The 15,227-nt window shown below is 27.8% G+C and carries 15 protein-coding genes, 1 tRNA gene, 1 other RNA gene and 1 pseudogene; 5 read left to right on the top strand and 13 right to left on the bottom strand.

From position 1 onward, the window contains the following. Positions 1-2: 2 nt before the first annotated feature. The 3 genes from U881_RS0109590 to U881_RS0109580 are packed head-to-tail and all read right to left on the bottom strand — an operon-like array spanning position 3 to position 3,917. On the bottom strand, positions 3-1,052 hold the full coding sequence (locus U881_RS0109590; RefSeq protein WP_024654209.1) for a hypothetical protein: 1,050 nt from the start codon (positions 1,050-1,052) through the stop codon (positions 3-5). Then, a complete protein-coding gene (locus tag U881_RS0109585) occupies positions 1,049-1,435 on the bottom strand; it encodes a hypothetical protein (protein WP_024654208.1) in 387 nt (128 codons plus the stop codon). The genes U881_RS0109590 and U881_RS0109585 overlap by 4 nt, the downstream gene beginning before the upstream one ends. Positions 1,436-1,463: 28 nt before the next feature. After that, positions 1,464-3,917 carry an AAA family ATPase gene (locus U881_RS0109580; RefSeq protein WP_024654207.1) on the bottom strand — a complete coding sequence of 818 codons (2,454 nt, stop codon included), beginning with the start codon at positions 3,915-3,917 and terminating at the stop codon, positions 1,464-1,466. A 69-nt stretch (positions 3,918-3,986) separates the two neighbouring features. On the opposite strand from U881_RS0109580, the gene U881_RS0109575 reads away from it, so the two are divergent. Beyond that, positions 3,987-4,532, top strand: a complete 546-nt coding sequence (locus U881_RS0109575; RefSeq protein WP_024654206.1) for a ribonuclease HII — start codon at positions 3,987-3,989, stop codon at positions 4,530-4,532. Between the two features lie 84 nt (positions 4,533-4,616). Here U881_RS0109575 and U881_RS0109570 read toward each other — a convergent pair. Then, positions 4,617-4,883 (bottom strand): annotated as a pseudogene (locus U881_RS0109570) (DUF3276 family protein); the annotation flags it as partial. A 151-nt stretch (positions 4,884-5,034) separates the two neighbouring features. On the opposite strand from U881_RS0109570, the gene U881_RS0109565 reads away from it, so the two are divergent. Next, positions 5,035-5,106: transfer RNA gene (locus tag U881_RS0109565), tRNA-Gly, on the top strand. 36 nt (positions 5,107-5,142) lie between these two features. Here U881_RS0109565 and ssrA read toward each other — a convergent pair. Then, positions 5,143-5,503: a transfer-messenger RNA gene (gene ssrA / locus U881_RS12050) on the bottom strand. 146 nt (positions 5,504-5,649) lie between these two features. Here ssrA and U881_RS0109555 point away from each other — a divergent pair. Together U881_RS0109555 and U881_RS12045 are read left to right on the top strand one after the other, a co-directional pair. After that, a complete protein-coding gene (locus U881_RS0109555; protein ID WP_024654204.1) occupies positions 5,650-6,336 on the top strand; it encodes a queuosine precursor transporter in 687 nt (228 codons plus the stop codon). 51 nt (positions 6,337-6,387) lie between these two features. After that, on the top strand, positions 6,388-7,083 hold the full coding sequence (locus tag U881_RS12045) for a queuosine precursor transporter (RefSeq protein ID WP_084538478.1): 696 nt from the start codon (positions 6,388-6,390) through the stop codon (positions 7,081-7,083). On the opposite strand, the gene U881_RS0109545 is transcribed toward U881_RS12045, so the two are convergent. Further along, entirely contained in the window at positions 7,058-7,714 is a 657-nt protein-coding gene (locus U881_RS0109545) for a TrmH family RNA methyltransferase (protein ID WP_024654202.1), read from the bottom strand. The genes U881_RS12045 and U881_RS0109545 overlap by 26 nt on opposite strands. An 82-nt stretch (positions 7,715-7,796) precedes the next feature. Between U881_RS0109545 and ung the strand changes: the two genes are divergently transcribed. Then, positions 7,797-8,468, top strand: a complete 672-nt coding sequence (gene ung / locus U881_RS0109540; protein ID WP_024654201.1) for a uracil-DNA glycosylase — start codon at positions 7,797-7,799, stop codon at positions 8,466-8,468. A gap of 48 nt (positions 8,469-8,516) precedes the next feature. Here the strand turns inward: ung and secG are convergent, their stop codons facing one another. From secG to ybeY, 7 genes are all read right to left on the bottom strand, one after another. Beyond that, positions 8,517-8,882 (bottom strand): preprotein translocase subunit SecG, encoded by a 366-nt coding sequence (gene secG, locus U881_RS0109535; RefSeq protein ID WP_024654200.1) that lies wholly within the window; start codon positions 8,880-8,882, stop codon positions 8,517-8,519. A gap of 11 nt (positions 8,883-8,893) precedes the next feature. Next, positions 8,894-9,658 carry a triose-phosphate isomerase gene (tpiA, locus tag U881_RS0109530; protein WP_024654199.1) on the bottom strand — a complete coding sequence of 255 codons (765 nt, stop codon included), beginning with the start codon at positions 9,656-9,658 and terminating at the stop codon, positions 8,894-8,896. A 1-nt stretch (position 9,659) separates the two neighbouring features. After that, positions 9,660-10,838, bottom strand: coding sequence for a phosphoglycerate kinase (locus tag U881_RS0109525; protein WP_024654198.1), 1,179 nt, complete (start codon positions 10,836-10,838; stop codon positions 9,660-9,662). A 29-nt stretch (positions 10,839-10,867) separates the two neighbouring features. Beyond that, positions 10,868-11,875, bottom strand: a complete 1,008-nt coding sequence (gene gap / locus U881_RS0109520) for a type I glyceraldehyde-3-phosphate dehydrogenase (RefSeq protein WP_024654197.1) — start codon at positions 11,873-11,875, stop codon at positions 10,868-10,870. Positions 11,876-11,946: 71 nt separating this feature from the next. Further along, positions 11,947-13,932, bottom strand: coding sequence for a tetratricopeptide repeat protein (locus tag U881_RS0109515; RefSeq protein WP_024654196.1), 1,986 nt, complete (start codon positions 13,930-13,932; stop codon positions 11,947-11,949). After that, positions 13,929-14,705, bottom strand: a complete 777-nt coding sequence (locus U881_RS0109510) for a hemolysin family protein (protein WP_024654195.1) — start codon at positions 14,703-14,705, stop codon at positions 13,929-13,931. The genes U881_RS0109515 and U881_RS0109510 overlap by 4 nt, the downstream gene beginning before the upstream one ends. Then, entirely contained in the window at positions 14,705-15,151 is a 447-nt protein-coding gene (gene ybeY, locus U881_RS0109505; protein ID WP_024654194.1) for an rRNA maturation RNase YbeY, read from the bottom strand. Before ybeY ends, U881_RS0109510 begins: the two co-directional genes overlap by 1 nt. Positions 15,152-15,227 lie beyond the last annotated feature (76 nt).

Raw genomic sequence — 15,227 nt, 5'->3', positions numbered from 1 at the left:
TCCTAAAAAAAACGTTTCAAAAACAAAAACCTTAATTTAGATAATTCATAATAACTGCTAAAAGGATAACTATCAATAACTCTCTTATAGTAACCAATAGACTTTAAAAAATCTTTATATTCGCTCTCAGTTTCATAAAATTTACCCAGCAAATAATTATATCTATCTACAAACCTTGAACTTAAATATTTTGGATAATACAACAAACTTAAACTAAGACAAAACTCATACTCACCATTTGTCAATAAAAATTCAAAAATATCAAGATAAATATTCTCATCAAAATCAATATTATTTTCTACTAAAAATCTAACATCTCTTAATACATTTTCAACTTTACCTAATTTAATACCAAGATCAACTAAATTGACAAATATTTGACTAAAAAACTTATCTCTTAAACTTAAATAATTTAAATAAGAATTCAAATAATCTCCATTCTTATAATAAAGTTCTGCCTTTAACAATATATACTCATCATCATTAAAATCGTATTTATTAAGCAATGCAATTGCTCCCTTGTAATCATTAATATGAGATAAATTCAAAGCTCTTCTCATGATATCTCTCAAATCCACATTATGATCATTACTATCATTTAATCCAAAACTTTTATCATTTTTAAAATCTTTATCTAAATTTACATTATTTTCAAAACTCATTTGATCTGATTTTAAAGATTTTTTTTGTTTTACAATTTTCAAAATCACATTTTTAGTAAATTCTCTAGAATCCTTTACATTTTGATACTTAAATGTCAACACAATAACTCCAATATTCTTTGAAGTTTGAAAAGTAAACATAGCACCATCTTGATAAGATTCTGCTACAAGCCTAATAAAGGCATTATTTTTGTCATTTTGAATATAAATCCAAGCCTCATCTTTTAAAAAAAAACTAAATTTCGAATTAGTATTTACCACAAATTCTTGCTTTTCACTACTAAAATCAAGTTCATAAATATTAAATTTATTTTTTTCAAAAGCAAAACAAGATATTATACTAATAATAAAAAATAAAAAATTACAATAAATAAAATTTCTTTTACTCATTTATAATTTTCCAAAATTTTATCAACTAATAATTCATTTTCATTTTCTAAATTGATATTAAATAAATTGTCTGATTTGACCCAAAGATCTTTCAAAATTTCTTCATTAATCGATCGATAATGCATCACACCATCGCCTAATTTACCATCAGGAAGACTAGGCTTAGGAAAGAAAAAATCATCCATATTAAAACTAGAATTCAAATCAAAATAAAAATCTTCTATATTAAGTAATTTTAATTTAAGATTTAAATTCTCTTCAGTACTACTTCTGCTCTCCTCAATCATTCTAGATGAATACAAATAAGTAAAAAAAGCAACAATAATTGATAAAAATATCAATATTAAAAAATATTGTTGAAAATTAAATTTTTTCTCTCTCATAATAATTTTTCCTAATATAATGAATAAATTATATATTAAATATTACACTTTCTCCATTATCACTAGTAACACCAATTAAATTCTTGCTCCCCTTAGCAACATACATATTATGAGTTATTATCAACAATTGAACTTTTTGACCAAGTTCATTTAAAAGTGTCGAAAGCTTACTACTATTTTCAAAATCAAGAGAAGCATCTATTTCATCAAGTACACAAAATGAAGCAGGAGAATAATAATACAAAGCAAATAAAAATGCTATACTAATTAAAGAATGTTCTCCTCCAGAAAGCATCTTATTTCCCTTAGCTAACTTATCCTTAAAATTTATTTTAATTTCTATATCATCTAAATTTTTATCATAAAACAGGCTGCCACTTCCTTTAAATATTCGACTAAAAAAATAAACAAAATGATCACTAATTTTATCAAAAGCATCATTAAATTTTTTATTAATTTCCCTTTTTATTTTCTTCCTAAGTTTATCTAAAGATTCTTTAGTTGCTCTTAAATCATCTATTTGTAGACCTATTTTTTCAACTTTTTCCTTTATCTCATTATACTCTCTCTCAACATTAAAAAAAATATAATTATTATGCTCAATTACATTAATTTCTTTACGTAAAGCATCTATCTGTATCAAATCCTCTTCAAGCTCAAACTTTTCCATATTTTTATTAATAAGGTTGAAATCTTTTACCTCATCCTTAATATCCAAGCTAGCATGCAATAAAACATCATATTCTGCTTGCTTTTTCATATACTCATAATAAGATGAATTTTTAAAAGCATCCAACAAACTCAAAGAACTGATTTCTTTATTAACAACTAATTCATTACCCTTAGCAGCACTTAAAAACTTATCTAAGTTAATATTAATATCACTTCTCTCCAAATTTAATTCATCTAACTTCAAGTTCAAACTATTCAGTCTCTCCTTAAGATCATCCCTAGTTTCAAATAAAAATTTCAAATTACCCTCAATTAATTTAATCTCATCTTCATTCTTCAGTCTAGAAAGCTCTGTATATTCAATCTCACCTAATATCTCATTTAATTTTGCTGTTTTCTCAGAAACCAAACCTTCAATAGTAGTGATTTCCTTTGCAAGACTGGTTTTAAAATTATTTCTTGTAAGTAAAAATTTCCTTAAATCAATATTTTGTTCAAAAATAGGTTCAATTTTTTCCCTTAACAAATTTAAAAGTTTATCTTCCTTGACTATATATTGAAGTAAATTTTCTCTAATCTCTTGAAGATATTTTATGCTCAAAGTATCTTCAAACAACTTTAAAGAATTAAAAATATTTTTTTTAAGTTGCTCAAATTCTTCTATATTACTCTCTTTGGAAATTGACAAGACCAAATCAACAAGCTCAAAAAAACTCCTAGTATACCTATTTATCTCATCAGTCAATTCAAAAAAATCTTTTTTCTTACTTTGAAGAGAATTATTCAAATTTATAAGCTCTTCATTTATGTTTATCTTTACTGATTCAATTTGTGACTTATTGCTCATAAAAATATTTGCCAAATTCAATTTTCCCATCTTATCACGTTCTAATTTTTGAATTTTAATCTCCATTGCAAGCAACTTAGATTTTAAAGTCTCAATTTCTTTTTTTACAACTTCAATATTTTTAATAACATTTTTTTCCCTAAGAGAATAAAATTCTAATTTTTCCTTAATACTCTCAATAGAAAAACTACTTAAAGATAAAATATTGTCTATATCTTTAATATCCAAACTACTCTTAAGTTTAGTCAATTCAAAGTTAAGATTAAAAAGTTTTTTTAACCTTAACTTTTTATCCAATATTTCTAAATCATCCTTCAATTTTTGATATTTATCTTTAATTAAAAAATCATTTTTAATCTTTTCATATTTTCCATTTAATTCATCTCTTAATATCAAAAGAGAAGTTAAATTTTCTCTAGATTTTTCTAATCTTTTATATGCCTCTTCCTCTTCAACTCTAAGCATATCTATTCCACTAGCCTCTTCTATTAGAGATTTTAAATTAATATTTCCACTTGAAGATATTCTCTCAATCTTACCCTGATTAATAAACATATAAGGCGAGTTTTTAAGTCTCAATTTATTAACAAGATTCATATAATTTTTAAGATTCAAAGTATCATTATTAAAAAAATACTCACTCGTGCCATCTTTATAAAGTCTTCTTCTAATATAAAATTTATCTCTAAAATCACTAACAGAAAGATCTTCATTGTTAAAAAAAAGAGTTACCTCAGCAAAATTAGATTCTATAGATTTTGACACAGAAATCAAATCTGTTATATGCTTAATTCGCAAAATACTTAAATTATCTTCCCCTATACAAAAACGAATTGCATCTAATAAATTACTCTTGCCACAACCATTTGGACCTACAATAAAATTTAAACTACTATTTAATTTTAATTCCTGAAGTTTGACAAAAGATTTAAAACCCAAAAGCCCTATTTTTTCTAAAAACAAAACTACTCCCAACTAAATTATAAACAATACTAATGTATTAAGCATAATTTCATATTATAATAAATAGTAATGATTTGTGGAATTGATGAAGTTGGAAGAGGGTGCATTTTTGGACCAGTTCTAAGTGCAGCTGTTATTTTCAAGAGAAAACCCAATTTTGTAAATGAACTAGATGATTCAAAAAAGCTTACTAAAGCAAAAAGAGAATATCTCTCATCATTAATAATGGAAAATACACATTATGCTTTTGCAGCCATATCCAATGAAATTATTGATAAAATCAATATTCATCATGCCTCGCTCCTTGCAATGAAAAGCGCATACGAAAAACTAAATATAGAGTGTGATTTAATACTTGTAGATGGAAAATTTATCCCCAAAATACAAGCTAAAGAGATCAGAGCAATAATTAAAGGAGATTCTATCATCGATGAAATAAAAGCAGCATCAATTATTGCAAAGGTGCAAAGAGATAAATTGATGGATGAATATGACAAAATTTACCCTTTATATGGAATTAAAACAAACAAAGGATATCCAACAAAAGAACACAAAGACGCAATAAAAAAATATGGAATATTAAACCTTCATAGAAAAAGTTTTAAACTCATTTAAATAAAATTTTAATTACGTCCACGACTAGGACTAAGTCATCTTTAGAAATGACAATGCTTATCAAACACTCTAAAATTTACGATCATTATAATATTCCCCTTTTTTAACTAAATTCTCAGCCACCTTTTTCTTAATCACAGAAATTGCTTTTAATAAATTTGATTCAAATTCCTCAATATTTTCCTCATAAACAAAAACAGAATGTCTCTCAAAATCTCCATTAACATTTCTCTTACTCTCTACAATATTCAAAAAATAATCACCTTTTCTATTTTCTTTGACATTAAAGAAATAAGTCCTATCAGAATTTGTAAACAACTTGTCAGAATATACTTCCCCTCTCTCGCCCATTAATTCCTCCACACAAAAATCCTTTATATATTAGCCTATACAAAAGTTAACATAATTGTACTTACTAAACAAAAAAAATACTAGCCGAAATTAACAATAAAATCAATTGACATAAAATGATTTTTTTTATAGAATCAACTCTGTTATATATGCGTCCTTCGTATAGTGGCTATTACCTTAGCCTTCCAAGCTAATGACGTCGGTTCGATTCCGATAGGACGCTTCCCAATAAATTAATACCTTAAATAAAAAACTAACATTGGAGATGGCGGGAGTTGAACCCGCGTCCTAAAAATAATATCATAAATATCTACAAGCTTAGCTAATTTTTGAAAAAGTAATAAGGCTTGAAAAAACTAGCAAACCACCAAATTACTCCCAAGTTTAAAAGTCCCTAAAAATCAACTTGAAATATTTTTAAGCAAGCTTTGATGTCTTAAAGAGTATAAGTCGAACCTCAAAGCACAATCCAACAAAACTCTCTGCTAATTTAAGCAGCCATTACAAGGTCTGAACTTGTAAAGTTATTAAATTTTGCATTTATTAAAGAATTTTTAAGAGATTCACTCTGCTTGCAACTCATGCTACTAAAGTTTTTAGTCAAATCCAAAAACATCCCCATCTAAATAATTCTCTTAAAAAGAGTATAACACAAATAAATCAAAAAAGGCAAAATAAATTAATTTGCAAAGAAATATCTAAAAGCTTATAATTATTACTAATACACAGATAAATATTAAAATAACAAATAACATAAGGAGCTTTCTTGAACAATGAAATCTTATGGTGCATCATGTTAGTTTGTACCTATTCAATTTTAATCATTATATATAATCTTTTTGGACAAAAAGGCTTACTTGCATGGGTAACATCATCCATCATTATTGCAAACATTCAAGTTTTAAAGCAAATCACAATATTTGGATTTAATGCAACACTAGGCAACATTATCTATGCATCATCATATGTTGCAACAGATATTTTATCAGAACTTTACGGTCATCAAAATTCAAAAAGAGCAGTTTATATTGGATTTATAAGTTTTATAGCATTTGCATTTATTACAAATATTCAACTTTATTTTTCAACAAATAATAGTGATATATATATAGAAGACTTAATAAACATTTTCTCTTCAATTCCAATTTTGTTAGCTGCATCAATCATAGCATATATAATATCTCAATTAAATGACATATACCTATTTCGTTTAATTAAAAAAAAGTTTCCAAAATTTTTATTTATAAGAAGTAATGGCTCAACATTAATAAGTGAATTTATAGATACAATAATTTTTATAAGTATTGCAACATATTTCAATATATTTCCAAAGGAAGCTTATTTTGATATAGTAATCTCCACATATTTGATTAAAGGAATTGCTGGAATCTTAGGCACCCCATTCATTTACATCGCAAAATATATGTATCAAAATAAAAAAAATTTAAATTAATGGGTCAATATACATTCAATTACCACTTAGTAATTTGTTATAATTAGCAACATGATGGACATAATTTTATGGATAATTTTAATAGCATTTGTATACTCAAAATTAACATTATTGTATTATTTATTTGGAAAATCGGGTCTTTTCTGTTTTAACATCACCATGAGTATACTTTCAAATCTTATTATACTAAAGAAAGTAATTATATTCGAACAACAAATAAGCTTATCGGGAATAACCTTTCTTGCAATTCTTTGTTCATTAAACTTAATTACAGAAAAATATAATGATAAATCAGCCATAAAATCAATAATATTAAACATGATCATACATATTACTTTTGTAATAATGATACACTTTACGCTTTATTTTCAACAAAATGAATTTGACACCTCTAACATACATCTAAAAGTATTATTTTACAATGCTTCTTATATTTCAATAATTTTTACTGGAACATACATTATCTTCTTGTGCAATTATGTAAATATCAAAATATATTCTACACTACAAAAAAACAACATAAACAGCAAATGGTTTAAACACAATGTGTCAAGATTGTGCTCCTCTTGTATAGCCTATATATTAGCCAATATTTCGATGTATGTGATAGCACAATTATATCCTGAAAATAATATTAACATAGTACAAAGTTCATCGATCTTTACCATTGCAATAATGATAATCGACACTTTTATCTATTACTTCCTAAATAAAATAAAAATTAAAGACATTCATGTTTCTCAATAATCTTATGCCTTTTTATAATTTTTCTATAATATTCAAGCTTCAAATTTAATTTTTCATCTTCATTCAGCAAATAATTAATAAAACTCTTTTTTAAACGAGTAATTAAAGAATAAAAGACTATAGCCACAGCTACAGAAAGATTATAGCTTTGTGTAAACCCATACATTGGTATTTTTAAATGCAAATCAGCATTTTCCAAAATTGTATGACTAAGTCCTGTTAATTCTGTTCCAAAAAATACTGCCATTTTAGTATCAATTGGAAAATCTTCAAGGGATATAGCATTATCATCTAAAGACGTGGCTACTATTTTATATCCACTCTCTCTTAAATGTTCAAATGCATATTTAACACATCTATACTTATTAATACCTATCCATTTTGAAGCGCCAAGAACAACACCCGGATTTAGAGTATATTTATTATTGGTCTCAATAATATGAATATCACTAAGCCCCAAAATTTCAATTGTACGCATTGTAGCACTTGCATTCTGAGATTGACAAATATCCTCAAGTACAAGTGTTAAGTAATTCGTACGATTATTCAACACCTCATCTATTTTTTCCCGTCTTCCTTGTGTTATAAATTTAGACAATTTCTCTATTCTTTTCAATGTATCGTTGTCAATCATAAAATATAATTTTAAATAAAAAACCAATAAAATCAAATTAAAATGTTAAAAATAATTAATTTTCTATATAATATTAAATGTGGAAGTGAGAATAGAAGAATCCTGGAAAGAAATGTTAAGAAATGAATTTTGCAAAGGGTACTTTACACGACTTGTAAAGTTTATAAAAAATGAATATAAAACTAAAAAGGATAAAATATTTCCACCGCCAAGACTAATATTCAATGCATTTGATACTTTACCATTTAAAGATGTTAAAGTAGTTATACTTGGACAAGACCCATATCATGGAAAAGGACAAGCCAATGGTTTAGCATTTTCTGTCAATTCAGACATCAAAATACCTCCATCATTACAAAACATTTTCAAAGAAATAGAGAGAAGTCTCAAAATAAGAACTATTCCAAATGGAGATTTAACACGATGGGCTAAACAAGGAACGTTTTTGCTAAATTCAATATTAACAGTAGAAGAAGGTCATCCATCATCTCATAAAGATATTGGTTGGGAAATTTTTACAAACGAAGTAATAAAAATTATTTCAAAAAACTTAAATAACATTGTATTCATGTTATGGGGTAATTTTGCAAAAGGAAAAAAAGAATTAATAGATGCTTCAAAACATTTAATTCTTGAAACAAGCCATCCTTCTCCTTATTCTGCACATAACGGCTTTTTAGGTTCAAATCATTTTAGTCAAACTTTAAAATACCTACACGAACATAATAAAACTACAATAGACTTTCAATAAATCAACTTGTCTAATACACTAGAGCATAGACAAGTTATTTAAATTTAATTATTTATCTTCCTGAGATTCTTCATTTAAGGTTTCTTTATTAAGAACATCTTCAGTTTTGTTTGTATCATCATCCCAAAAAGTTGAACTTTTTTCATCAACCTTAACATCTTTTAATAAATCACTATCAACCCTTCTGGTATTAATAAAAGACAATGCAATTACAAAAATAAAAAAAAGAGTAATAAAAAATGCGGTAATTTTTATCGCAACACTTGAAGATCTTGCTCCAAAAATAGAAGAACTTCCACCTCCAAATACTCCTCCAATACCATCACCTTGCTCATCTTGAAACAATACTAACAAAATAATCATAAATGAAGTAATAACAAAAAAAACAAATACTAAAAATCTAAATAACTCCAAAATAAACCTCTCTATTTGGCTATTTTATTAATTATCTTCAAAAACGTATCTGCTTTTAAAGATGCACCACCAATTAATGCCCCATCAATATCACTTTCTCCCATTAAATTTTCCACATTATCAACATTAACAGAACCGCCATATTGAATAATTATGTCATCTGCTGCCGATTTTGAATATAATGATGAAATTTCAAGTCTAATGGCCTTGTGAACTTCTTGTGCTTCTTCTTTTGTTGCTGTCTTTCCAGTCCCAATTGCCCATACAGGTTCATAAGCCAAAATTATTCGTTTAAGATCAGATTCAGATACAGATGCCAATCCACGTCTAACCTGATTTAAAACTACATCCAAAGTCTTAGATTGTTCTCTCTCCTCAAAGGTTTCTCCAACACAAAGAATTAAATATTTAAATGGATGCTTAAGTCCTGTAAGAATTTTTTTATTTATAATCTCATCAGTCTCTCCAAGATATGTCCTACATTCAGAATGTCCAATTATTACATAATCAACTCCAAATTCCAAAAGCATCAAAGGAGCAATTTCACTAGTTCTAGCCCCGCTATTCTCATAAGACATATTTTGTGCACCAAGGAGAACATTAGTTCCCTTAGTGATTTTACAAACTTTACAAAGAGATGTAAACGTAGGTGTTATCATAACGACAACATCACTATTAATATTTTGTACACCATCTACAATTTGTCTAGCAACATCTGCAGCCTCTACACTTGTATAGTGCATTTTCCAATTTCCTGCTAAAAATACCTTCCTCATTTTACATCTCCAACACTTTTATGCCTGGCAAAATTTTTCCCTCAAGATATTCAAGAGAAGCACCACCTCCCGTTGAAACATGAGTGATCTTTCCAGATAAATTAAATTTATTTACAGCAGCCACTGAATCTCCACCACCTACAACTGTAATCCCAGAACAATTAGACACATATTCTGCAACTTTTGCTGTACCTTTGGCAAAAGAATCAAACTCAAATACTCCAAGAGGACCATTCCAAATTACAGTTTTTGCACCAATAAGAGCTTCCTCAATTTTCTTTAAAGTCTTCTCACCAACATCCATTCCAATCTTATTATCAGGAATATCAATAGAATCAACATATTCAGGAGTAGAATATTCCTGAAATTCACTTGCAACAACATGATCAATAGGCAAAATAATTTTTACATTTAATTCCTTCGACTTCTTTAAAAAAGAAGCAGCTACATCAACATATTCATCTTCCAAAAGAGATTTTCCAATAGAATACCCTTCCACCTTTAAAAAGGTATATGCCATCCCACCACCAATTACCATTACATTTGATTTTGGCAAAAGCGATTCGAGCACTGCAATTTTTGAAGAAACTTTTGAACCACCAATGATTGAAACAAATGGACTCTCAGGATTTTTTAAAATTTTACCCAAAAATTCATCTTCTTTTTCCATCAAAAACCCACCAACGGCTGGCAAATAAGCTGCAACCCCTGATGTAGAAGCATGCGCCCTGTGCGCAGTTCCAAAAGCATCATTGACAAAAATATCACCACTCTTAGATAATTGCATTGCAAAAGCATCACTATTTTCTTCTTCTTCCTTATAAAATCTCACATTCTCAAGCAAGACAATATCTCCATTTTTCATAGAAGCAATAGCTGTTAAAACTTCATCACCTATGCAATCAGACAACATTTTAACATCTTGACCCAACAATTCTGACAATCTTTGAGCAACAGGTATAAGAGAATACTTCATATTTTTCTCTCCTTTTGGTCTGCCCAAATGACTCATCAAAACAACCCTAGCTCCTTGAGATTTAAGATATTCTATTGTAGGTAAAGCCGCTCTAATCCTAGTATCATCAACAATATTTCCTTCTCGTAAGGGAACATTAAAATCACATCTAACTAAAGCACGCTTGCCAGAAAAATCACAATCCTTTATCGTTTTTATTGACATTTACAAATACCTCAAGACTACCTTCTTAACTATTTAATTAATTTTTGTGCAAGATCAACTACTCTAGTAGAATATCCAAACTCATTGTCATACCATGAGAGCACTTTTACAAAACCATTTAGCAATACCATAGTTTCAAGACCATCAACTATTGAAGAATGAGAATTTCCCTTAATATCTGAAGATACTATTGGATCTTCTGTATATCCCAAAATACCACTAAGTTCTCTAGACTCTGATGCCTTTTTAAGTACAGAATTGATCTCTTCCTTTGTAACATCTTTTTTCTTAAGTTGCACTGTAAGGTCAACAATAGAACCTGTTGGCACAGGAACTCTCATAGAAGTACCATTAAGTTTTCCTTTAAGCTCAGGTAAAACAAGTCCAACAGCCTTAGCAGCACCTGTTGAAGTAGGAATAATTGAAAGAGCCCCAGCTCGTGCTCGTCTTAAATCAGCATGCGGCAAGTCAAGAATCCTTTGGTCATTTGTATAAGCATGAACGGTAGTCATAAGCCCTTGCTCAATTCCAAAAGCTTCATGTAAAACCTTTGCAAGAGGTGCTAGACAGTTTGTTGTGCATGAAGCATTAGAAACAGCTTTTAAATCAGAAGTAATTTCATGATCATTAACACCAAGTACAATCGTTTTAATATCATCCTTAGCAGGCACTGTCAAAATTACCTTCTTAGCACCAGCATGTTCAACATGATCAAGGTATCCACCTCTATCACTTGCTGCTAATGAGAATACACCTGTTGATTCAATTACAACATCAACTCCCAATTTACCCCAAGGAAGATTTTTGGGATCACGCTCAGCAATAATCTTTATTTCTTTTCCATCTACTACAATAGCTCCATCTCTTGCCTCAACCTTTTTATTATATATTCCAAAAGTTGAATCATATTTTAAAAGATGTGCAAGTGTTTTAGGATCTGTCAAGTCATTTATTGCAACAACTTCTATTCCTCTTTCAAAAGCAATTTTAAAAACATTTCTACCTATACGTCCAAAGCCATTAATAGCTAACTTCATACAACTCCTCCATCATTTTTATTATCTACTAGAATTATTAAATCATAAATTAATTAATAACAAGTGTCAAACTATTTTTTTATAAAAACTGTATATCTTTCCTGAATATAATCTCTTAAGAGTGCAGATGACTTTAAAGTTCCTCTAGAAATATAATCACCTATCTCCTCAACAAAAATTTCACCAAGAATATCTGACTTACTATAACTAATAAAGCTAGCACTATCACTATTATATTTTAAAGCTCCTTCTTTAAGAACTAAAAAGACATCACCCGGTTTCACATCATTTACATAACCAAGGTTCATTAAAACATCATCTTTCTTAATTTGAAGTATTTCTCCCTTTTTCGGTAAATAGTCATTAAAATCTCTAGAAAAAGAACTTAAAATATTACTTAAATATAACACTCCTCCTGAATTATAATTAAAAGTCTTAACTTTAACACCAGTTCTACCTGAAAAGATATCTACCTTTAAACTAGCCAAATTTTGAAAAATATCTACATCAAGATCAAACATTAAAAATAAATCAAGATTATTATTTCTTGCATAAGAAAATTCTTCAGAAAAACTACTTACCAAATAATCTTTATCTTTATTATAATCAAATCTATAATTAACTACTTCTATATTTAAATTACGATCAAGAATTCTCTCAGCATATTTTAAAATTAAATCGTTAGCACCAAAAACCTTGTTTTCATTTTGGGTAAATATCCCCACTCTGTAAACCGTCTGATTATCATAAAGCTTATTTAAATCACCAATGGTTTTATAACCATACTTAAAAAACAAAGAACTTCTAATATCAAATGCAACCACATCATAAAAGTCCAAAATTTTGGTGTCTGTTACCTTTTTCTGCTCTACTAAATAATACAGCTCCTCATAAGCCATAATATCTAATCTCATAAATTTATAAATTTTAGCAAGTAAAAATCTAGCACTATCATTATCAGGATAAATATCAATAGCATTCTTTACATTAAATACCGCTTTATCTAAATTTAAATCCTGAAAAGCTCTAAGCCCTTCATTTTGATATCTTTTAGAAATTTCTATATTAGCACCATTATTCTTTTGAAATGCACTTCTAAAATTAGAAACAAAAAAACTCTCTTCAAGAGCTATATCATAAAATTCCAAGTCTTTTTTCATATTTTTAGCTTTTTCAAAATTGAAAACAGCCTTGTCAACTTTTCCAAGCTTTAAATAAGAATATCCAAGCAAATAATAAAGCTCATCAGAATTTTGTTCAATAATTATTGATTTTTGAAGAACATCTGCTGCATCTTCATACTTACATTGATATAAATAAACAAGAGCAAGCAAACGATAAGCATCAACAAGTCCAAAATCCTTATAAGTAGTTTTTAGTAACATTAAATAATTTTGGGCATATTTTTCAGCAATCCCTAAATTACTCGTTTTAATAGAAAATTCTGCCACTCTTTTATGAAAATCTGGCAAAGAAGTAAAAGTTCCTCTAACCTTATTTATTAGATGTTGTGCCTTGTCATTCATGTGCAATTTTTCATAAATACTCATAAGATGATCAAAAGCACTATAATTTGTTTGACTATACTCAAGCACAGATAAATAATAATTAGCAGCTGCAATAAGTAAACCTTCTTCCTCAAAAATTGAAGCAAGTCCCACTAAAGCATCAACGTTATTTTTTTGTTTAGCTAAAACTTCTGAATAAAATTTCTTAGCCTGTGATGCTCCATTATTTTTAAGCAATATATTTGCATAAAGAATCTTATATTCAGTATCCCTATTTGACATTTTATAGGCTTTCTCTATAAAAAACTGAGCTTGATTATATATCTTTAATTTATAATAAATCTCAGCAATCAATTTATAAGCCTCGTAATAATTAGGATTAATCTTAACAGCTTCAAGAAGTTCATCAATAGCATCATAATATTTTTGCATAAGATAATATGTTTGTGCCTTTTGATAATATTCAATAGCAGTCGTAGTAGCACCTATCAAACTCCCAAAATTTAAATTCAAAAACAAAAGCACTATAAAAAATCTCTTCAAATTCATAAACCTTCCTTTTGGGAAATCTTTATAACTTTAATATTTCTCTGATGCATATTCTTAATAGTAAATATTAAATTATTATATTCTATCTTTTCATTTTTTAAAGGAATTTTTCCAAATAGATCATAAACAAATCCTCCAAGAGTATCAAAATCCCCATCGGGAAGACACAAGCCAAGTTTTTCATTTAAATCTTCAATTAACACTCTGGCTGTACAAAGATAACTTCCATCATCAAGAGAAACTATTTCATCAAGTTCATTGTCAAATTCATCCTGAATATCTCCCACAATCTCCTCAAGAATATCTTCAAGTGTCACAAGACCAGAAACGCCTCCATACTCATCAACTACAATAGCAATATGTACATGATTTTCTTGAAATTCTTTTAAAAGCGAATCTATCTTTTTGCTCTCAGGAACAAACATAACTTTTCGCATAATATCTCTTAGATCTATCTCATAAAAATCTTTTTTCCACATATGTAACAGGATATCTTTCGTATGGATTATTCCAATAATATCATCTATTGTTTCCTTATAAACGGGAAATCGTGAATGATTGCTAGATGTTACAACTTTCAAAATATCATCTTTACTTAAAGAATAATCAATAAATATTACACTTATCCTTGGAACCATAATTTCTTTAACAATCGTTTCTTTAAGTGAATTAAAATTCTTAAGTAAAGACGTTTCAAATCTCGACTTTTCTTCAATATCCTTACCATCAACATATTTCATTTTTTTATTTTTAAAATTCAAAAACTTGAACATCAAAATACCCTTCTGGTTTCTCTTAAAACTTGTTCCTGAATAATCAACATTATTTCATTTTGAAAGTCATTTGTATCATGATTATATCCTATTAAATGTAAAATCCCATGTATAGTATTCCTTTGTAGTTCATCATACATTTCAACATTAAATTCTAAAGAACTAAACTCCAAATACTCAAGAGATATTACAATATCGCCTTGTATTTTATGACTTATTTGTCCACTATCTTCAACATAATTAAAAGACAGAACATCAGTAGGCTCAGATTTTTGCCTAAATTCACCATTTAATTTTTGAATGTACTCATTATTGCATAGGATAACAGAAAGTTCATATTCTTTAATACAAAGAAAATTGAGAACAGATAAAATAAAATTATAATAAGCATCCCAATGTTTAAACTCAACACCCTCTGCCCATAAATTTAACTCCTCTTTTATCAATTCACTATATCCTAGAATTAATTATAACTTAAAAAGAATATTATATAAACAGACAAGATTTCAATTTCTCATCAAA

Source organism: Borrelia persica No12 (genome assembly GCF_000500045.1).
GTDB lineage: Bacteria > Spirochaetota > Spirochaetia > Borreliales > Borreliaceae > Borrelia > Borrelia persica.
The sequence above is the reverse complement of the archived record's forward strand: the minus strand, read 5'-3'. Positions and strand labels throughout refer to the sequence as shown.

Coding starts and splice junctions, on each gene's coding strand:
- U881_RS0109590 (WP_024654209.1), bottom strand. CDS start 1,052: ATGAGTAAAAGAAATTTTATTTATTGTAATTTTTTATTTTTTATTATT.
- U881_RS0109585 (WP_024654208.1), bottom strand. CDS start 1,435: ATGAGAGAGAAAAAATTTAATTTTCAACAATATTTTTTAATATTGATA.
- U881_RS0109575 (WP_024654206.1), top strand. CDS start 3,987: ATGATTTGTGGAATTGATGAAGTTGGAAGAGGGTGCATTTTTGGACCA.
- U881_RS12045 (WP_084538478.1), top strand. CDS start 6,388: ATGATGGACATAATTTTATGGATAATTTTAATAGCATTTGTATACTCA.
- tpiA (WP_024654199.1), bottom strand. CDS start 9,658: ATGAGGAAGGTATTTTTAGCAGGAAATTGGAAAATGCACTATACAAGT.
- U881_RS0109525 (WP_024654198.1), bottom strand. CDS start 10,838: ATGTCAATAAAAACGATAAAGGATTGTGATTTTTCTGGCAAGCGTGCT.
- gap (WP_024654197.1), bottom strand. CDS start 11,875: ATGAAGTTAGCTATTAATGGCTTTGGACGTATAGGTAGAAATGTTTTT.
- U881_RS0109515 (WP_024654196.1), bottom strand. CDS start 13,932: ATGAATTTGAAGAGATTTTTTATAGTGCTTTTGTTTTTGAATTTAAAT.
- U881_RS0109510 (WP_024654195.1), bottom strand. CDS start 14,705: ATGTTCAAGTTTTTGAATTTTAAAAATAAAAAAATGAAATATGTTGAT.